Below are 17,712 nucleotides of genomic sequence, written 5' to 3' on the forward strand. Positions count from 1 at the left end.
ATGATTTCCAAAAAGGAAAAGGACTTTTCTCATGATTTGGCTTTAGGATTCACGAAAAGAAGAAAGGGGGTGGCTTTGTCCACCCTTTTTTTCTGTATCTTTCTTTTTTTTCTGCTGATTCCTCTTTTTCTCTTTATTCTTTATCCGATTGCCCTCTTATTTCTTCGGGCATTTCAGGGAGGGGATAGCCTTTCCCTCTTTGCCGGTATTTTAAAAAAATACCGTTATGCTTTTTGGAACAGTATGGAAAGCTCCTTTTTATCCGCTTTTATTTCGACGATAATGGCTTTTATTCTGGCCTATGGGATAGTACAGCTAAAGGGTTGGAAGCAAAAATTCTGCATGATGATTTTATCGATGAGCCTTGTTTCCCCTCCCTTTATTTCCTCCCTCTCCTTTATCAGCTTGTACGGAAGAAGGGGTATTATTAGCTACAGGCTTCTAGGACTAAGCCTCGATCCCTATAACAAGTACGGTGTCATCGGAATGCAGAGTCTGCATTTTACCTGCTTAAACATTCTTTTTTTTCTGCATGCCCTTCGTTCCATGGACGGAAAGCTCCTCTATAGCGGACGAGACCTTGGTGCAAATCCTTTATCCATTATGAAGGATATTGTGCTCCCCTTACTGCGTCCTGCTTTTTTGGCCAGCTTTTTTTTGAGTTTCCTTAGGGCTCTTTCCGACTTTGGAACTCCGATTATTATTGGGGGAAGATACAGTACGCTTGCAAGTGAAATCTATCTACAGATTATCGGCTATTCCGATTTTCAAAAGACGGCAGCCATGAATATACTGCTGCTTTTTCCGGCGTTTCTTTCTTTCCTTCTTTACCGTTTTGCTATTGAAGAAAGTGAGAAGCGTAATAAGGGGCAGAAAGGAAAGATTCCGCCTCGTTTTCCGGAAAATGCCGGTATCAGAGTAGTGCTTAAGCTTTCTTTACTTCTCTTTTTCCTTTTTCAAATCCTGCAATATCTTTGTATTTTTCTCTATGGATTTCTTCGTTTTGAAAAGGGACAAATGCGCTTTACTTTAGAGAATATGGGGGAGCTCTTTTCCTACAATCTTTCTACTCTGTTTTTAACTCTTTTCTTATCTCTTGTGACTGGTTTCGTTGGCAGCTTCTTTGCCTTTGTGCTTTCCTATATTGTAGAAAGAAAGCTTCCTATCGGAAGAAAAATTCCGGATTTTATTCTTTCCCTGCCTTATCTTTTACCCGGAACCTGCTTTGGACTTGCCTATATTTTGGCCTTTAATAAGCCACCTCTAAGACTTACCGGTACGGTTTGGATTATTCTTTTTTGTATGATTTTCCGTCAGCTTCCGCTTGGCAGCCGCATGGCGAGTACAGCACTGAGTAATTTACCGAAGGACCTGGAGATGGCGGGGAGAGACCTCGGAGGGAATCCTTTTAAAGTTTTTACGGAAATTATTTTTCCCTTGCTCCTGCCTAGTTTCCTATCCTCTGTTTATAATCAGTTTACACAGAGCTTAACAACGATGGGAGCGGTAATCTTTTTGATTAGCGCAAAGTATAAGGTGCTGGTTTATACTTTATTTGATGCCGTAAACCGTGGGAATTACAATGTAGCGTCCTTGATTTCCGGGATTATGATTCTTCTTTCTTTGGCGTTTTATCTTTTTTTGGAGGGAAGTAGAGTACTATATCGGAAAAAACTGTTTGAGGAGTTATAAAATGGAAGAGAAATGGATTGCCAAGCTGGAAAATATTTCCCTACGCTATGATAAAAAAGAGCCCAATATTTTGGAGGATTTCACTCTGGGAATTAAGGAGTCGGAAATCTTTTGTCTTCTTGGCGAATCGGGCTGTGGAAAAACCACTTGCTTGCAGGTATTCGGCGGTTTTTTACGTCCGGATAAAGGAAGAGTGTTAATTCAAGGAGAGGAATATACCGATTTGCCTCCGGAAAAACGACCTGTGGCAACGGTGTTTCAGTCTTATGCCCTTTTTCCGCACATGTCTGTTCTTGCCAATGTTTCCTACGGACTAAAGCAAAAGGGAATAAGTCGAGTAGAGAGAGAAGAGCTTGCCGGAAAGTATCTGGATATGGTCGGGCTTTCCGCCTTTCGGAAAAGAGCGGTAACGGAACTTAGCGGGGGACAACAGCAAAGAGTAGCTCTTGCCAGGTCGCTTGCGATTGAACCTAAGCTCCTACTTCTGGATGAGCCTCTCAGCAATCTGGATGCGGGCTTGCGACTTCGCATCCGGGATGAATTAAAAAGACTGCAAAAAAGTCTGGGACTTTCCATGCTCTTTGTTACCCATGATCAGGAGGAGGCTATGGGGCTTTCCAATCGCATCGGGATTATGGAAAAGGGGAAAATACTGCAAATCGGAAGCGGGGAGGAGCTTTATCGAAGACCGGTAAACGACTATGTCCGCGACTTTTTCGGAGAAAGTACAAGGATTATCGTGGACGGGAAGAGCTATGCCTTAAGACCGGAAGAGTGGGGAATGGAAAATGAAAAGGGAAGAGTGGAGTCTCTATCCGGAGTACGAGGGAAAGAGGAGACTCGGATTGTTCTTAATGGAGAAGTGGTTTCTGCCCAATTTCTTGCTATAATGAAGCAGTATATAGTGAAATGGGAGGGGCAGGAAATTAAGGTGAAGCTTTCCTCTTTGGCACCATTCTCCGAGGGAGAGAAGGTTGATTTGTTTTTCTATCGAATGGAGAGCTAATTTATTTTTCTATTAAACGGAGAGCTAAATTGTTTTTTTATCAAAATGGAACTCTATTTACTTTTTATCAAAATGGAACTCTATCTACTATTTTTAAAACTGAGCGGTCATGCTCTTTATCGGAAAACGGAGGCGTAAATGATTTATCTGGATAATGCCGCAACGAGTCAAAAGAAGCCGCAGGCAGTCTATGATGCGGTGCTCTATGCCATGGGAAATATGGGAAATGCCGGTCGCTCTTCTTACGGCGCATCTCATAGCTCCTCAAAGACCGTATTTGAGACAAGAACTCTGCTTACTGCGTTTTTTCATGGAAATAAGGCTTCGAATTGCATTTTCACAAAAAACTCTACAGAGAGCTTAAATATTGCGATTCAGGGGAGTTTAGCGGCGGGCGACCATGTTATCACAACGGTAATGGAACATAATTCCGTCCTTCGCCCTCTTTATGCCATGGAAAAAAGAGGGGTGGAGCTTTCTTACCTTTCTTACAGCGAAGAAAGAGGCTTGCATTATGAAGAGCTGGATACTTTGCTACAAAAGAATACCAAGGCCTTGATTTGTACACATGCGTCCAATCTGACCGGGGATATGGTGGATTTAGAGAGAATGGGAGCGTTTGCAAAGAAGCATGGACTTCTTTTTATTGTAGATGCCTCTCAGACTGCAGGAGTGTATGAAATAGACTGCGAAAAGTGGGGAATTTCCGTACTCTGCTTTACGGGGCATAAGTCTTTACTCGGACCGCAGGGAACGGGGGGGATGATTATCGCGGAAGAGGTTTCTCTCGCTCCGCTTTCCTATGGCGGAACCGGGGTGGAAACGTATAATCATGATATGCCTAAGGAAAATCCGAACCACCTTGAAGCGGGAACCTTAAATGCGCACGGTATTGCAGGGCTTCACGCCGGTGTGGAATACATTAAAGAATACGGTATGGAGAAGATTCGGGAACAGGAGCTTTTTCTTATGCGGAAAATGTATGATGCTGTGAAGGGGCTTCCGGGAATCCGTATTTACGGTGACTTTTCGGTGAAGGAGCGCTGTCCTGTTTTAAGCTTAAATCTTTATGATTATGATTCGGGAGCAGTCAGTGATGAGCTTTTTACTCGCTTTAACATTGCTACAAGACCGGGAGGGCATTGCGCGCCTCTTATGCATAAGGCATTAAACAATGTGGAGCAAGGCTCTGTGCGCTTCAGCTTTTCCCATTTTAATACGGAAGAGGAAGTGGATAAAGCAATAGAAGCTATCCGGATTCTTTCAGAAGAAGGCTGACCATTTCGATTTAGATCAAGGCGGGATAACTGTGGAAAGCCAAGAGAGTTAAGGCAGGCAAGCTTGAAAAAGAGAAATAAAACGAAAAACAGCTAGATGACCAAATATATAAGCAAATAAATAAGAAAATGTATTCATAGAAGATAGAAATAAAAGGGCTTGTTTATTTAATTTTTACATTAGACAAGGATTACAAAAATGGCTATAGTTTTATAGGATTTACCTGAATTTTAGTTTTTATCTTTTTGAGAGGAGAAGCAAATGAATAAGAAACTGGATTGTATGGGAATGGCTTGTCCGCTTCCTGTTGTAGAAGCAAAGAAGGCAATTGAGGAAATGCAGGAAGACGGTATTTTGGAGATTGAGGTGGATAATCAGACTTGTGTGGAAAATCTTCGCCGCTTGGCAGGAAAATATGATTTTACGGTAGCCAATGAAAGTCTTTCCGATACCCATTTTCTTGTAAAAATGGAAGTCAAGAAAGAGCATGCATTGAAAGGAAAGAAGGAAGGAACTTGTACTGTGGTATTTTCTTCCGATAAGATGGGCGAAGGAGAGGAAGAACTGGGAAAGACCTTGATTAAATCCTTTGTTTTTGCCTTAAGCAATGTAGATCCTCTTCCGACCGCTATGGTTTTCTATAATAGAGGGGCTTTCCTTACTTCCGAGGATTCTCCGGTTCTTTCCGACCTAAAGAACTTAGAGAAGGCGGGGGTAAAGATTATGACCTGTGGACTTTGTGCAGATTATTACAAGATAAAGGAGAAGCTGGGAGTCGGTATCATTTCCAATATGTATGAAATTGTAGATACACAGATGCAGTCCCAGAAGATTATTAAGCCGTAATGAGAGAGAAGAAATTACAATGTATACTCAGCTTTAAAAATACCGTAGATGCTTTGGAGATGGAGCAGATAGGAAAAAAAAGAGAACTTTCGGGACGACTCATTCCTCTTCCTTCCGTGATTTCCGCAGGCTGCGGGCTGGCATGGACTACGGAACCGGAGAATAAGGACTTAACGCTTTCCGTGTTAAAAGAAGAGGGTCTTAAGCCGGCATCCGTTCACGAGATTGTTTTTTAGCGATTCATGCAGATAGTTTTTACCGGTTATCGTTCTCTATGCTTCTATTCATGCTGGGTATTTGTACATAAGATATAATGATATGCTGAGTATTGTATATAAGACGTGGGATAGCTTATTTTGAAATCCGATGAAGTTTGACAGTTCTTTTTTACTGTGTTATTATCATACCCGTTCGCTTTGGAGGTGGATAGGTACCTGGTGAGCCTCCTGGTCTTCAAAACCAGTGTTGGGCGCGTAGAGCGTCCTAGGTGAGTTCGATTCTCACACGCCTTCGCCAAAGATTCCGGTATAAACCGTTATGAAAGCTGTCCTTTTGGGCAGCTTTTTTATATTCAGATTTCTTCGCTGTAATGAAGGAAATTTTCCAATAATGAATTGAGGTCGACATGAAAATATTAAGTATTCTGGCGCAAAAGCCGAGCAGTACCGGTTCGGGGATTTATCTCACGGAAGTACTGAAAAGCTTCCGGAAAATGGGGGAAGAGCAGGCCGTAGTCTATGGCATAACAAAAGAAGATAAGGTTCCGGAATTTTCGGGGGTGAAGGCTTATCCGGTATATTACGAGTCCACGGATCTGCCCTTTCCGGTTCTCGGAATGAGTGATGAAATGCCTTACCGGAGCACTAGATACAGAGATTTAACGGAAGAAATGCTCGAGGCTTTTCGTTTGGCTTTTTTAAAGAGAGTTCGGGAAGCGGTACAGGAATTTCAACCCGATCTCGTGCTCTGTCATCACCTTTATCTTCTCACGGCCTTGGTTCGAGAAGCTTTTCCGGGTCTTACTATATACGGTTTTTGTCATAATACGGATCTTCGACAGATGGAAAAGCATGGTCTAAAAAGAGAATTTATTCGGGAGAATATTCGTAAGCTTGATCGAATTTTCACGCCTAAAGAGGCGCAGAAAAAAGAGGTAATTCGTGTTTACGGAGTAGAACCTGATAAAATAAGAAACATTGCCATAGGTTATAATGCCGAACGCTTTAAACTTCCGAAGGAAGATATTATCTATAGAGAGGGAATTCCGAGAAGGAGAACGGTCCGTCTTCCGAATGGAGAAATACTGGAAAAAGGAGAGGCTTTGGATCTTCTTTTTGCCGGAAAGCTGGGAGAGAAGAAAGGAGTATTTTCCCTACTTCGTGCCGTAGAATCCCTTTTTCATGAGGAAAAAGAAAAGAGCTCTTTACGACTTTTTTTGGCAGGAGATAACGGAAATCTTACGGAAAAAGAAGCCGTGTATCGCTTGGCTGAAAGCTGTTCGTATCCGATCCATTTTCTTGGAAGACTGGAACAGGAAGAACTTGTGAAATTCTATCAGTTTTCGGATATTTTTACCTTGCCGAGTTTTTTTGATGCGGTACCTCTCACAGTTTTGGAAGCGCTTGCCTGCGGGAATAAGGTGGTGCTTACCGCTTTGGAAGGCTTAGAGGACTTCTTTATAGAGAATACTCCGGCCTCTCCCGTATTTTTTGTACAGCTTCCTAAAATGCAGAATCAGGATGAAATGAAAAAAGAAGATATGGCTGCTTTTGAAACAAAATTAAAGGAAAGCATAAGGAAGGCTACGGAATATACTTATAAAAACATGGTATCCATTTCCTTCTTGTCTTGGGATGCAATTTGTAAAAATATTTTAGACTGTAAAGATTGAGTGAAATTATTTTTCTTAAAAAAATAGTTTTTCCTTTTCGGTTTCGGAAGGAATACTGTTCTTTTTTACAAAATAAGTCGTACAATAAGACATGATGTTGACTTTTTTTATTAGAAAAGTACAATAGTTATTTGAAAAAGAAATAAGTGAAAAGGATTATTTTCTTAACTTTTTTCTTCATTCATAATGACTCTAATGTATCATGCTGCGATTTCTAAAAGAGACTCGAAATTAGGCATATCTTCCACGCAGTACAATAAAAGAGAACTGTAGAGCTATTTTTTTCAATAATCAGTAAGGGAGAAATAATGAGCGAGATTAAATTAACATCGATGACGAAGCTTTCCGGTTGAGCGGCCAAAATAGGTCCTAAGACCCTTGCTCAGGTTGTGAGTAAGCTACCCAAATTCGATTTTGACCCGAAGGTTTTGGTTGGCCTTGATACCTCTGATGATGCTGCAGTTTATGCAGTAACGGATGACTTGGCTATGATTCAAACGGTGGATTTTTTCACCCCTATAGTAGATGATCCCTATATGTTTGGACAGATTGCCGCGGCAAATGCCCTATCCGACGTTTATGCTATGGGCGGTATCCCCAAACTGGCATTAAACATTGTGGGATTTCCAAACTGCCTGTCCCCTGATGTGCTCTCTGAGATTATGAAAGGGGGAGCAGATAAGGTGAAGGAAGCAGGTGCTATTTTGATTGGAGGTCATTCCATTCAAAATGATGAGCCTTTCTACGGGCTTTGTGTTTCCGGCTTGGTACACCCCGCTAAGGTACAGAAAAACTTTGGAGCTAAACCGGGAGATGTTTTGATTTTAACAAAGCAAATCGGTACGGGAATTATCAATACCGCTGCAAAGGTTTCCTTGGCGGATGAGAGAGCGATTGCGGAGGCAACGACCGTGATGGCTAGTTTAAACAGAAAACCGAAGGAAGTAATGGATCATTTTACGGTCCATGCCTGTACGGATATTACCGGCTTCGGACTCTTGGGACATAGCTTGGAGATGGCAGAGGCAAGTAAGGTAAGCTTTCTTCTGCACAAGAAAGACATTCCCTATATCAAGGAGAGTAAAGAATACGCCGAGATGGGTCTGGTTCCTGCAGGTGCACATGAAAACAGAAAGTTTCAAGAAGAAAAGATTGAATTCAAAGGGATAGATACCGGCTTTCAGGATATTCTTTTTGATCCACAATCTTCAGGAGGACTTCTTTACAGTGTTCCTAAGGAGGAAAAGGATGCGGTTCTTGAAGCAATGGATAGGGCAGGACTGCCAACACGATTCGCGTGCATTGGAGAAGTACTTGCGTTTTCCGAAAAAAATATCATTGTAGATTAGGGGCTCTGCAGTAACTAAAGACGATGTAGATTCTTCAAATATCTTGAGACAGACTATGAATCTAAGTGTTTAGATACCGGCAGCAAAAGGAGAGACAGGATGAATATTAAACAATTAGAGGCATTTGTTCGAATTGTAAAGAATAAAAGCTTTTCACAAACGGCAAAAGAACTCTACCTGACACAGCCGACGGTCAGTTCTTATATCAGTAGTCTGGAGGAGGATCTCGGAGTACAGCTCTTCACAAGAACAACAAAGGAAGTGCATACTACGAGTGAGGGGGAACAGATCTATCTTTATGCAAAAGATATAGTCAATCTTTCCAATAAGATTCGAAATGCTTTTAAAGAAGAGCCGAAGGATGACATTAATGAAATTGTGATTTCTTCATCCAGTATTCCGGGACAATACTTGCTTCCCGGTATGCTTGCAAATTTCAGTAAGCGCTTTCCCAATACGGAATTTCGCATTCATGAAACGGATAGTAAGGGAGCCGTTACCGATGTAGCTGAGCATAGAGCGGATATCGGATTTTGCGGAACGATTATTCCGAAGACGGCTTGTACATTTTTGCCTTTTTATGAAGATGAGCTGATTCTTGTAACGCCAAACACACCCTATTATCAGAAAATGAAAGAAAGCAATGATTTGGCCTTTCTTTCTAAAGCTGATTTTGTGATGCGTGAACAGGGATCCGGAACAAAGCAGGAAGCTTTAAAAATCTTACAGCAAAACGGTCTGAAGATAGAAGATATGAAGGTGGTAGCACGATTTGGAAATACCGGTGCTGTTATGCTTTCCGTAAAGGAAGGTGTTGGAGTTGCCGTTGTATCGAAGCTTGCTGCAAGGGCGGAAATAAAAAATGGGGATGTATTGGCTTTTCCTTTACAGGAAGGCGGATATTTCAGAAAGATTTATATGGTCAGCAATTCCAACTATCCTCTGAGTAAGAGGGCAAAAAGTTTTATTCAAATGATTCAAAATCATGTGGATAAGAGAAAAATCATATAATAGCAAATCAAAGGATGTCGTAGGGAAAGCAAGATTTTTGTTTTTGAAATGATTGGGCAGTGCTGGGAGGAATATGAAACAAAATTATAAGCTTTTACTAAGCTATGACGGTTCTCGGTACTATGGCTTTGAAAGGCAAAAGGAGCAGGAATTGACTATACAGGGAAAGCTTGAATCGGTACTGACGGCAATGCCAAGAAGTGATAGAGAGCCTGTTGAAAGCTTTTCCGCAGGACGCACCGATGCAGGCGTACATGCCAGAGGAATGTGCTGCAATGTGTTTTTGGATACGGATTTGACTGAAGAGGAAATTCAAGACTATTGCAATCAATACCTTCCGGAAGATATCGGAGTGAATTCTGTTAAAAAAGCCGGCGAACGTTTTCATGCCAGATACCTTGCTACAGGAAAGATTTATCGTTATTCCTGCCATATTGGGAAAAATAAGGAAGTATTCGAAAGAAAATATCTTTATCATTTGGAAGAAGAACCGGATATAGAAGCAATGCAGAAAGCTGCAAGCTATCTTATCGGGGAAAAGGATTTTAAATCCTTCTGCGGAAACCCGAAGATGAAAAAGTCGACAGTGAGAAAGCTTTTTAATATTGAAATCCGAAAGACGGGAAGTACTCTTCGTTTCTACTTTCATGGAAGCGGTTTTTTACAGTATCAGATTCGGATTATGGTAGGAACACTTTTGGAGGTGGGGTTCCATAAAAAAAGAGTAGAAGAGGTAGAGGAAATTCTGCTTGCCAAAGACAGAACAAAGGCGGGATTTACCGCTCCGGCAAAGGGACTTTGCCTAATGAAGGTGGAATACGATTAGTAGAAGGAGTACGTTTTTGAAGAAACAGATTTTAATATCACTTGGAGTATCGGTGCTGACGATTATATCTTTGCTTTTGTTGTTTTTAACCTTTATGGAAGGACGATTTTTTCCCGGAACAATGGTAAATCAAGTTGATCTTTCCCTTATGAAAAGAGAAGAGGCGGCGGAGTATTTTTCAAATTGGAAGCAGGAGGAGTTTGGATTAAGCCTAGTGGATAAAGAAGGAAATACCGAGCTTCTTAGCGGTAAAGAGATTCAACTACGATATGCTCCTGATTTTTCCGCTATACCGAAACCGGATTCTTTTCTTATGCTTTTTTCCTTGGGAAAGCAGAAGGACTATCCTTTAAAAGGAAGTCTTGCCTATGATGAGAGTTTATTGCGTTCTTTTGTAGAAAAGTATGCCGCTTCCCATAGCACGGATGAAAGTCCCAGAGAAGGTTTTCTAAGCGCTTATGTACCCGGAGCGGGATATCTAATCGGGGAAGAAAAACAGGGAGGAAAGATTTCTGCAGAAGTCTTGGAAAATGCAATTAAAAATGCAATTCAGGAAGGAAAAAATCTTGTTCGTTTGGAAGATGCCGGAGTTTATGAGGAAGCGGAAAAACGGGAAAATCTGGAAAGCCTTAAGGATGAGAAAAACAAGAGTCTTCCCGGAACCGTTCGTTATAATTTTTCCGGAGAGATTGTGGAGTTGAACAGTGATACAACATTATCTTGGTTTACTGAGGATGGATCGAAACTGGATAATCAGCGGGTTAAAGAGTATGTAAAAAATCTGAAAACCTATACAGATACAAGCGGAAAGGAAAGAAGCTTCCTGACAGAAGACGGAAGAGTCTTGTCTCTTGGTGGAAAGTACGGTTTTTCCATTTCGGAAAAAAAAGAGGTAAAGCAACTCAGTGAAAATCTACTAGCAAAGGAGAATATCGTTCGTGATGCGGAATATGAGACTGTTGCGGCATCTCGAGGCGCTGACGATATCGGAAATACCTATGTTGAGGTGGATATCGGACGCCAAAAGATTTTCTATTTTGAAAATGGAGTGCAGCTACTCAGCTCCGATTGTGTAACGGGAAATATAGCAAGAAGGCATGGTACTCCGGACGGTATCTATTCTTTAACCTATAAAGCACGTAATGCAACGTTAAAAGGACCGGATTACGAGGCGAAGGTAAACTATTGGATGCCCTTTAATCGGGGAATCGGTTTTCATGATGCTCTTTGGAGAAACCGTTTTGGTGGAAGTATTTATCGGAATGCCGGTTCGCATGGGTGCATTAATCTGCCTTTTAACAGCGCTCAAAATTTATATCAGAAGGTATATCAGGGAATTCCTGTAGTTTGTCACTATTAGAATTGTATTTGAAGAGGTAAGGATGCAGGAGATGCAGGAAATACAAAATGAGGAAGAGAAGAAGTCTTATGGTAAGAAAAGGAAAAGTCCGCTCGGCATTTTCCTGACTTTCCTTCCTCTGATCTTAGGTGCGCTTGCTGCGCTCTTTGTTTATCGCTATGGAAGACAGGTGATAGAGGGAAGAGACAGGCATAACAAGGCTCTGATTCATGAGGCTGCGGCTTCTTCCGCAGTAGAGGAGAGAGAAGGAGAAGTCTTTGCAAAATTAAAAAAAGGAGAAGAATTGCACATTCTTCTTCTTGGAGATGAAAGTCTTCGAGCAGACTCTGCTTATTTTAGTAAATTAAAGGAACTGCTGGAGAGCGAATACAGCGGGAAGATAGTTTATGAAGAGGCGAAGCTCCCCGGCAGTGCTACAGCGCTTTCCGGCTATCTTTATCTTCAGGAAGCGGATAAAGCATTGGAAGAAAATACAAAACCGGATTTACTTTTCTTTTCCTTCGGGGAAAACGATGAAAGCTTTACATTTCCATATTATTACGAACTTCTTCTTCGCACCCTTATGGAAAAGTATCCGGATACTCCTCTGCTTCCTTTCATTTCTTATAAGGCTCTTCTTTCGGAGGGGCAAAGCAGGTTAAATGCTACAGCATTAGATAATATTGCTAAGCACTACTCTTTGGATACTTTGAATCTTGCGGCGGTTCTTGCCACAAAAGAGGAGCATCCGGAAAGCGTTTTGGAAAGCAAGGAGCAGTTTCAAGCCTTTCAGGAGAAATACTTCGTTTCTTCTATTCTTTCTGCAATGGAAACGATAAAGGCAGGAGAAAAAACGGCTACCCCAATTAATCCCATTTTAGAGGAAACAAGAGAATGCATTGCCATTCCTAAAGAAATGTGGTCTGACTATGGAATGACAGCATTAAGTCTATCGGAAGAGGATTTGGAAAAACTTTCCTTGAAGGGAAGACATGGTATTTTTGCACTTTCCTCAGCATTACATGAAGGAGAAAATAAGGGAAATTTTTATGTGGACGGGATTTTAGAGGGGAACTATTTACTGACAGGGGATTCCTATCTTGGTATTTTATCCGGAGACGTCAATATTCGAAGGCAGTTAATCTTGAATTTTGAGACGGAAGAAGAGAAGGATAATTTTAAATGCTTGTATTATCTTTCGCCGATTCCCCTTGAAAAGGGCTTAAAGAACGGTGTTGCTTTGGCTCTTCCGGAAGTAGAAAACAGCCCTTCCGAGACAGAAGAGCTTGCTGCTCAGAGCAGTGAAAGTCCTGCTGTCACCAATGCTGATAAAACTGCCGTAGAGACAAGTCCGGAAAAGACCGGTGAACCCGGAACCGCTTCGGACAGTGGATCTTCTTCCGACGGTAAAAAAACGGAGAAGAGTGGAGAAGGACTGGTAGAAAGTTCGGAAGAAGTCATTGGAATTTACGATAATGTTCCGAACTAGAGAAGTCGGAGGAAGAAAATGTATGATGAAGACATTCGAGAAGAGCTATTTTTCTTCCTGGAAGAACATTTTGGTAAAAGCCGGATAATAGAGGAAAAAGTAATAGGGAAAGCACGTGCGGATTGTGTTCTTATCACGGAATCCGCTTTTATCGGTGTAGAAATCAAGTCTGATCATGACAGCTATCGAAGACTTTCCTCCCAAGTAAAAAATTATAATGATTTTTTTGATTACAATATTCTTGTTGTAGGGACCAAACATGCTCATAGCGCAAAAGACCATGTACCTCCCTTTTGGGGAATTATTACGGTGGAAGAGATAGAAGGAAAACCCGATTTTTATTTTTGGAGAAGAGAAGAGCGGAATCCCTTTCGGGATTATGCAAAGAAAGGGAGCCTGCTATGGAAGGACGAGCTTGTTTCCATGCTTGAAAAATTTTCCTATCCGCTATATAAACAAAAGTCTAAAAAGTTTCAATTTTCTTATTTAAGAGAGAGAATTTCCGAAGAGGTATTGGATCGGGAAATGTCCGAACAGCTTTTGGAAAGGGAATACCCGGAAGAAGAGGGAGTAGGAAAGTCGAAAAAACGGAAGAGAGTAAGACGGAAACCGAATCTTTTAGTAAGCCATGTACTAAGAAGAAAGAAATGAGTATCTTTTTTTATAAAATCATAGTTCTTCCGCTTTTTGCCATAATGCCAGTTGTGAAGCAAAGAAGAGAGAAATAGAAAAAGAAAGCCGAAGGGGAAGGATTGCACTCTGTCCTTCTTTTTTGTATAGTTAGGAAGAAAATTTTCAAAAGCGGAGAAGGAGAGCGTGATGAAGGATTTGGAAATTAAAGAAAAATTAAAGGAGAAATTTCGGGAGCTTTTCGGAGAATGCGAAAATGCCCGTTTCTTTTTTGCTCCGGGGAGAGTGAATTTAATAGGAGAGCATACCGACTATAATGGAGGGCATGTATTCCCCTGTGCCCTTTCCATGGGAACTTATGCTTGTGTAAAGAAAAGACAGGACGGACTCTTCCGTTTTTACTCTATGAATGTAGAAAGTGCCGGAGTAATTACAGCGGATGAAGATAGTTATAAGCCTTTAGAGGATAAGCAGTGGGCAAGCTATTTAAAGGGGGTAATTTGGGCATTTCAAAAAAGAGGAGTCAGTTTTCCGACAGGATTGGACTTGGTTTTATACGGGAATATTCCAAACGGTTCAGGACTGTCTTCTTCCGCTTCCTTGGAAGTTCTTATGGGCAGTATTTTAAAAGAGATGTACGGTTTAAGCGTGAGTTTCCCGGAGATTGCCTTAATCGGTCAGTACAGTGAAAACAATTATAATGGGATGAACTGTGGTATTATGGACCAGTTTGCTTCTGCGATGGGAAAGAAAGACCACGCCATATTCCTCGATACGGCGACTTTGGAATTCAGTTATGCACCGCTTGTTTTAACCGATTATGCCTTGATTATTACCAATACAAACAAGAAGCATAAGCTCATCGGTTCCGCTTACAATGATAGAAGAAGAGAATCCGAGGATGCTTTAAAGATTTTACAAAAGTTTGCAGAGATTAAAACTTTGGGTGACTTATCGGACGAAGAATTCTTCCAATTGGAAGAGAAACTGGAAGATCCGATTATCCGTAAGAGAGCAAAGCATGCCGTACTGGAAAATAACCGTACTATTGCAGCCAAGAAGGCCTTAGAGGAAGGGAATTATCACGAGTTCGGAAGGCTTATGAATCTTTCTCATGTCTCTCTTCGAGATGATTATGAAGTGTCTTGCGAGGAATCTGATTTGCTATGTGATACCGCTTGGAGTCTTCCTTATGTTTTGGGTTCCCGTATGACCGGAGGCGGATTTGGAGGCTGTACCGTATCCTTAGTAAAGCGCGATAAAATAAAGGACTTTGAAGAAGAACTTCAGAAGGTATACGAGCCGAAAATAGGTTATCGCTGCAGCTTCTATGAGGCGGAGATTGCGGATGGTCCGAGAGAACTATAGGCTTTTTCAGAGATGAAAAATAGGGATTTTGAAAGCTTAGCAAGCTTTTTCTTGACAAGGTCAAGAATATGTTTAAGGCTTTGCCCAATCAAAGTAAAGTATGAGAATGCAAAAAGTCCGAAAAGGAGAAGAAGATGAAGATTTTAGTATCCGGAGGAGCCGGTTATATCGGGTCCCACACACTGATTGAACTTTTGGAAAGTGGCTATGATGTAGTAGCCTTTGACAATTTCTATAATTCCAGCCCGAAGGCTATTGAGAGAGTTAAGGAAATTACAGGGAAAGATTTTGCTTTTTACGAGGCGGATATGCTGGATAAGGAGGCCCTGAGAAAGATTTTTAAGGAGCATCCGGATATTTCCGCAACGATTCATTTTGCGGGACTAAAGGCAGTGGGAGAATCTGTGGCAAAGCCGATTTTCTATTACCATGACAATATTCTCGGAACCTTAAATCTTGTGGAAGTGATGGACGAGGCGGGTTGTAAGAATATCATTTTCTCTTCCTCCGCAACCGTTTACGGAGACCCGGCAGAGATTCCCATTACGGAAAGTTGTCCGAAGGGTACCTGCACCAATCCTTATGGCTGGACGAAGTGGATGCAGGAGCAGATTTTATCGGATTTACAGAAGGCAAAGCCGGAGTGGAATGTTATTTTACTTCGTTATTTTAATCCGATTGGAGCCCATATTTCGGGAAAAATCGGAGAGGATCCTAAAGGGATTCCGAACAATCTCCTTCCTTATGTGGCAAAGGTTGCTTCCGGTGCACTGGAGAAGGTGCATGTTTACGGAAATGACTATGATACAAAGGACGGCACCGGAGTCCGCGATTATATCCATGTAGTTGACCTTGCGAAGGGCCATGTGAAAGCCATAGAGAGATTGGCAAAGAATGACGGTGTCTTCGTTTGTAACCTTGGAACAGGAAACGGATACTCTGTTTTAGAAATTATTCATGCTTTTGAAAAGGCATGCGGAAAAGAGATTCCCTATGTCATCGACGGAAGAAGGGCAGGAGATATCGCAACTTGTTATTCCAGCCCGGAGAAAGCGGAGAAGGAACTGAACTGGCGTGCGGAAAGAGGCATTGAAGATATGTGTCGGGATGCATGGCGCTGGCAGTCCGGGAATCCGAACGGCTATAATTCTTAATTTAGTGGATGCAAAAGAATGACGGCCTTCACGGAAAGCTTTTGGCGAAGGTCGCGTCTTTTTGTGTAGAAGAACGTTGATTAAAAGGAAAAGAAAGATATGTGATGCATAGAGGCATCGCTTTTTGCACAGCGGTATTTCATGCATAACGAATATCGCGCTCAAGGCGTGCGATATCTCAATTATAAGCAGTATCGTGCATAAGCGCGCTATACGTTTACCGGCAAGGAGAAGAAATGGAAGAAGTTTTAGAACAGCTTTTAGCGTATGGACTATATACCGGTTTAATAGAGAAGGAAGATACGATTTACTGCTACAACAGTCTGGCAGGCCTCCTTTCTTTCGAGCCGAAGGCATGCAATGAAGAAAGAATTGAAAAAGAAATAAAAAATATCAAGAAGGAAGAGTTGGAATCCGGAGAATATCTGGAGAAAGTTCTAAAAGAGATTCTGGACTATGCCTTGGTAAAGGGCATCATGGAAGACGACAGTACAATTACAAAGGATCTTTTTGATACATGGGTTATGGGCGTTCTTACGGACAGACCGTCCAATATCCGAAACAGATTTTTTGAGAAATACAGTAGTTCTCCGAAGGGGGCTACCGAATATTTTTATCAGTTCAGTCAGGATAATGACTATATTCGTCGTTATCGCATTAAGAAGGACATTCGCTATAAGGCGGAAAGCCCTTACGGAGAGCTGGACATCACCATTAACTTAAGTAAACCGGAGAAGGATCCGAAGAAGATTGCTCTTCTTGGAAAGACGGTTTCTCATTCTTACCCTGCCTGTATGCTTTGCAAGGAAAGTGAGGGGTATTTCGGGCGTCTTGATTTCCCGGCAAGAGAAAATCACAGAATTATCCCCGTAAAGCTTTCAGGAGAAAATTTTTATTTTCAATATTCCCCTTATGTATACTACAACGAGCATTGCATTGTTTTTCATGAAGAGCATAAGCCGATGAAGATTGATTCTGCGGTTTTTGGAAAGCTCTTCTCCTTTGTGGAACAATTTCCACATTATTTCTTGGGCTCCAATGCAGACCTTCCGATTGTGGGCGGTTCCATTCTTTCTCATGAGCATTTTCAGGGAGGAAACTATTCGTTCCCAATGGAGAAGGCGGGACTACGCGAGGAGTTTAGTCTGGAGAAATTTCCTGATTTACACTTCGGCATTGTCAACTGGCCGATGTCCGTTATCCGTTTAAACGGAAAAGATAAGGAACGCTGTGCTGAGGCAGCAAGCTTTATTTTAGATCGATTCCGAAGCTATAGCGATGAAAGCCTTTCCATTCTTTCCCATACGGGAGACACGCCGCACAACACGATTACCCCGATAGCGAGAAAGCGCGGAGAGCTTTTTGAGCTGGATTTGGTGCTTCGAAACAACAGAACTACGGAAGAGCATCCTTTGGGGCTTTTCCATCCCCATGAGGAGTGGCATCATATCAAGAAGGAAAATATCGGCCTTATAGAGGTAATGGGTCTTGCTGTTTTACCGGCCAGACTTCGGACGGAGCTTTCCGATCTTGGAGAAGCGATATTGGAAAATAAGGACATCTCTTCTGACCCCATCCTTGGAAAGCATCATGCATTTTCTTTGGATATTAAGAAGAAATACAAGAATATTACAAAGGATACGGTAGAGGAAATATTAAGAGCGGAGGTAGGAAAGGTATTCTTAGAGGTACTTCGTGATGCCGGAATCTTTAAGGAAGATGAGGCGGGAAAAGAAGGATTCAGAAGATTTATTGCAAGCCTTTCCTAAACATGCAATGATAAATGGATCTGTGAAAAATAAAAATTTCTCTATGCTATGGAGGTCCGTCGCG

General features: G+C 41.7%; 15 protein-coding genes and 1 tRNA gene. All 16 read left to right on the forward strand.

Annotation, left to right across the window (positions count from 1 at the left end; genetic code table 11):
- The 16 genes from HMPREF9625_RS08090 (at position 1) to HMPREF9625_RS08160 (ending at position 17,648) form a co-directional block, all read left to right on the forward strand.
- Positions 1 to 1,692 (forward strand): ABC transporter permease, encoded by a 1,692-nt coding sequence (locus tag HMPREF9625_RS08090; protein WP_009534204.1) that lies wholly within the window; start codon positions 1 to 3, stop codon positions 1,690 to 1,692.
- Position 1,693: 1 nt separating this feature from the next.
- Entirely contained in the window at positions 1,694 to 2,698 is a 1,005-nt protein-coding gene (locus tag HMPREF9625_RS08095) for an ABC transporter ATP-binding protein (protein ID WP_009534205.1), read from the forward strand.
- 138 nt (positions 2,699 to 2,836) lie between these two features.
- Positions 2,837 to 3,976 carry an aminotransferase class V-fold PLP-dependent enzyme gene (locus tag HMPREF9625_RS08100; RefSeq protein WP_009534206.1) on the forward strand — a complete coding sequence of 380 codons (1,140 nt, stop codon included), beginning with the start codon at positions 2,837 to 2,839 and terminating at the stop codon, positions 3,974 to 3,976.
- 261 nt (positions 3,977 to 4,237) lie between these two features.
- Positions 4,238 to 4,822 carry a sulfurtransferase-like selenium metabolism protein YedF gene (gene yedF, locus HMPREF9625_RS08105; protein WP_009534207.1) on the forward strand — a complete coding sequence of 195 codons (585 nt, stop codon included), beginning with the start codon at positions 4,238 to 4,240 and terminating at the stop codon, positions 4,820 to 4,822.
- Positions 4,822 to 5,058: a putative Se/S carrier protein gene (locus tag HMPREF9625_RS08110; RefSeq protein WP_009534208.1), complete on the forward strand. Its 237-nt coding sequence runs from the start codon at positions 4,822 to 4,824 to the stop codon at positions 5,056 to 5,058. Before yedF ends, HMPREF9625_RS08110 begins: the two co-directional genes overlap by 1 nt.
- A gap of 182 nt (positions 5,059 to 5,240) precedes the next feature.
- Positions 5,241 to 5,338: transfer RNA gene (locus tag HMPREF9625_RS11335), tRNA-Sec, on the forward strand.
- Positions 5,339 to 5,447: 109 nt separating this feature from the next.
- Positions 5,448 to 6,713, forward strand: a complete 1,266-nt coding sequence (locus HMPREF9625_RS08115) for a glycosyltransferase family 4 protein (protein ID WP_009534209.1) — start codon at positions 5,448 to 5,450, stop codon at positions 6,711 to 6,713.
- Positions 6,714 to 7,021: 308 nt separating this feature from the next.
- Positions 7,022 to 8,062 carry a selenide, water dikinase SelD gene (gene selD, locus HMPREF9625_RS08120; protein WP_081485008.1) on the forward strand — a complete coding sequence of 347 codons (1,041 nt, stop codon included), beginning with the start codon at positions 7,022 to 7,024 and terminating at the stop codon, positions 8,060 to 8,062.
- A 99-nt stretch (positions 8,063 to 8,161) separates the two neighbouring features.
- On the forward strand, positions 8,162 to 9,073 hold the full coding sequence (locus tag HMPREF9625_RS08125; protein ID WP_009534211.1) for a selenium metabolism-associated LysR family transcriptional regulator: 912 nt from the start codon (positions 8,162 to 8,164) through the stop codon (positions 9,071 to 9,073).
- A 73-nt stretch (positions 9,074 to 9,146) separates the two neighbouring features.
- On the forward strand, positions 9,147 to 9,899 hold the full coding sequence (truA, locus tag HMPREF9625_RS08130; RefSeq protein ID WP_009534212.1) for a tRNA pseudouridine(38-40) synthase TruA: 753 nt from the start codon (positions 9,147 to 9,149) through the stop codon (positions 9,897 to 9,899).
- A gap of 16 nt (positions 9,900 to 9,915) precedes the next feature.
- On the forward strand, positions 9,916 to 11,259 hold the full coding sequence (locus HMPREF9625_RS08135; protein WP_009534213.1) for a L,D-transpeptidase family protein: 1,344 nt from the start codon (positions 9,916 to 9,918) through the stop codon (positions 11,257 to 11,259).
- Between the two features lie 22 nt (positions 11,260 to 11,281).
- A complete protein-coding gene (locus HMPREF9625_RS08140) occupies positions 11,282 to 12,727 on the forward strand; it encodes an SGNH/GDSL hydrolase family protein (RefSeq protein ID WP_009534214.1) in 1,446 nt (481 codons plus the stop codon).
- Between the two features lie 18 nt (positions 12,728 to 12,745).
- Positions 12,746 to 13,378 (forward strand): sce7726 family protein, encoded by a 633-nt coding sequence (locus HMPREF9625_RS08145; RefSeq protein ID WP_009534215.1) that lies wholly within the window; start codon positions 12,746 to 12,748, stop codon positions 13,376 to 13,378.
- A 168-nt stretch (positions 13,379 to 13,546) separates the two neighbouring features.
- Positions 13,547 to 14,725, forward strand: coding sequence for a galactokinase (locus HMPREF9625_RS08150; RefSeq protein WP_009534216.1), 1,179 nt, complete (start codon positions 13,547 to 13,549; stop codon positions 14,723 to 14,725).
- Positions 14,726 to 14,859: 134 nt separating this feature from the next.
- Entirely contained in the window at positions 14,860 to 15,879 is a 1,020-nt protein-coding gene (gene galE / locus HMPREF9625_RS08155) for a UDP-glucose 4-epimerase GalE (RefSeq protein WP_009534217.1), read from the forward strand.
- Positions 15,880 to 16,115: 236 nt separating this feature from the next.
- A complete protein-coding gene (locus tag HMPREF9625_RS08160; protein ID WP_009534218.1) occupies positions 16,116 to 17,648 on the forward strand; it encodes a UDP-glucose--hexose-1-phosphate uridylyltransferase in 1,533 nt (510 codons plus the stop codon).
- Positions 17,649 to 17,712: the final 64 nt, after the last annotated feature.

Origin of the sequence: Oribacterium parvum ACB1, from assembly GCF_000238055.2 — a bacterium.
GTDB lineage: Bacteria > Bacillota > Clostridia > Lachnospirales > Lachnospiraceae > Oribacterium > Oribacterium parvum.

Excerpts from the sequence above, each read along its gene's own strand:
- HMPREF9625_RS08090 (WP_009534204.1), top strand. The coding sequence starts at position 1 with ATGATTTCCAAAAAGGAAAAGGACTTTTCTCATGATTTGGCTTTAGGA.
- HMPREF9625_RS08125 (WP_009534211.1), top strand. The coding sequence starts at position 8,162 with ATGAATATTAAACAATTAGAGGCATTTGTTCGAATTGTAAAGAATAAA.
- galE (WP_009534217.1), top strand. The coding sequence starts at position 14,860 with ATGAAGATTTTAGTATCCGGAGGAGCCGGTTATATCGGGTCCCACACA.
- HMPREF9625_RS08110 (WP_009534208.1), top strand. The coding sequence starts at position 4,822 with ATGAGAGAGAAGAAATTACAATGTATACTCAGCTTTAAAAATACCGTA.
- HMPREF9625_RS08095 (WP_009534205.1), top strand. The coding sequence starts at position 1,694 with ATGGAAGAGAAATGGATTGCCAAGCTGGAAAATATTTCCCTACGCTAT.
- yedF (WP_009534207.1), top strand. The coding sequence starts at position 4,238 with ATGAATAAGAAACTGGATTGTATGGGAATGGCTTGTCCGCTTCCTGTT.
- HMPREF9625_RS08100 (WP_009534206.1), top strand. The coding sequence starts at position 2,837 with ATGATTTATCTGGATAATGCCGCAACGAGTCAAAAGAAGCCGCAGGCA.
- truA (WP_009534212.1), top strand. The coding sequence starts at position 9,147 with ATGAAACAAAATTATAAGCTTTTACTAAGCTATGACGGTTCTCGGTAC.
- HMPREF9625_RS08140 (WP_009534214.1), top strand. The coding sequence starts at position 11,282 with ATGCAGGAGATGCAGGAAATACAAAATGAGGAAGAGAAGAAGTCTTAT.
- HMPREF9625_RS08145 (WP_009534215.1), top strand. The coding sequence starts at position 12,746 with ATGTATGATGAAGACATTCGAGAAGAGCTATTTTTCTTCCTGGAAGAA.
- HMPREF9625_RS08115 (WP_009534209.1), top strand. The coding sequence starts at position 5,448 with ATGAAAATATTAAGTATTCTGGCGCAAAAGCCGAGCAGTACCGGTTCG.
- HMPREF9625_RS08150 (WP_009534216.1), top strand. The coding sequence starts at position 13,547 with ATGAAGGATTTGGAAATTAAAGAAAAATTAAAGGAGAAATTTCGGGAG.
- HMPREF9625_RS08160 (WP_009534218.1), top strand. The coding sequence starts at position 16,116 with ATGGAAGAAGTTTTAGAACAGCTTTTAGCGTATGGACTATATACCGGT.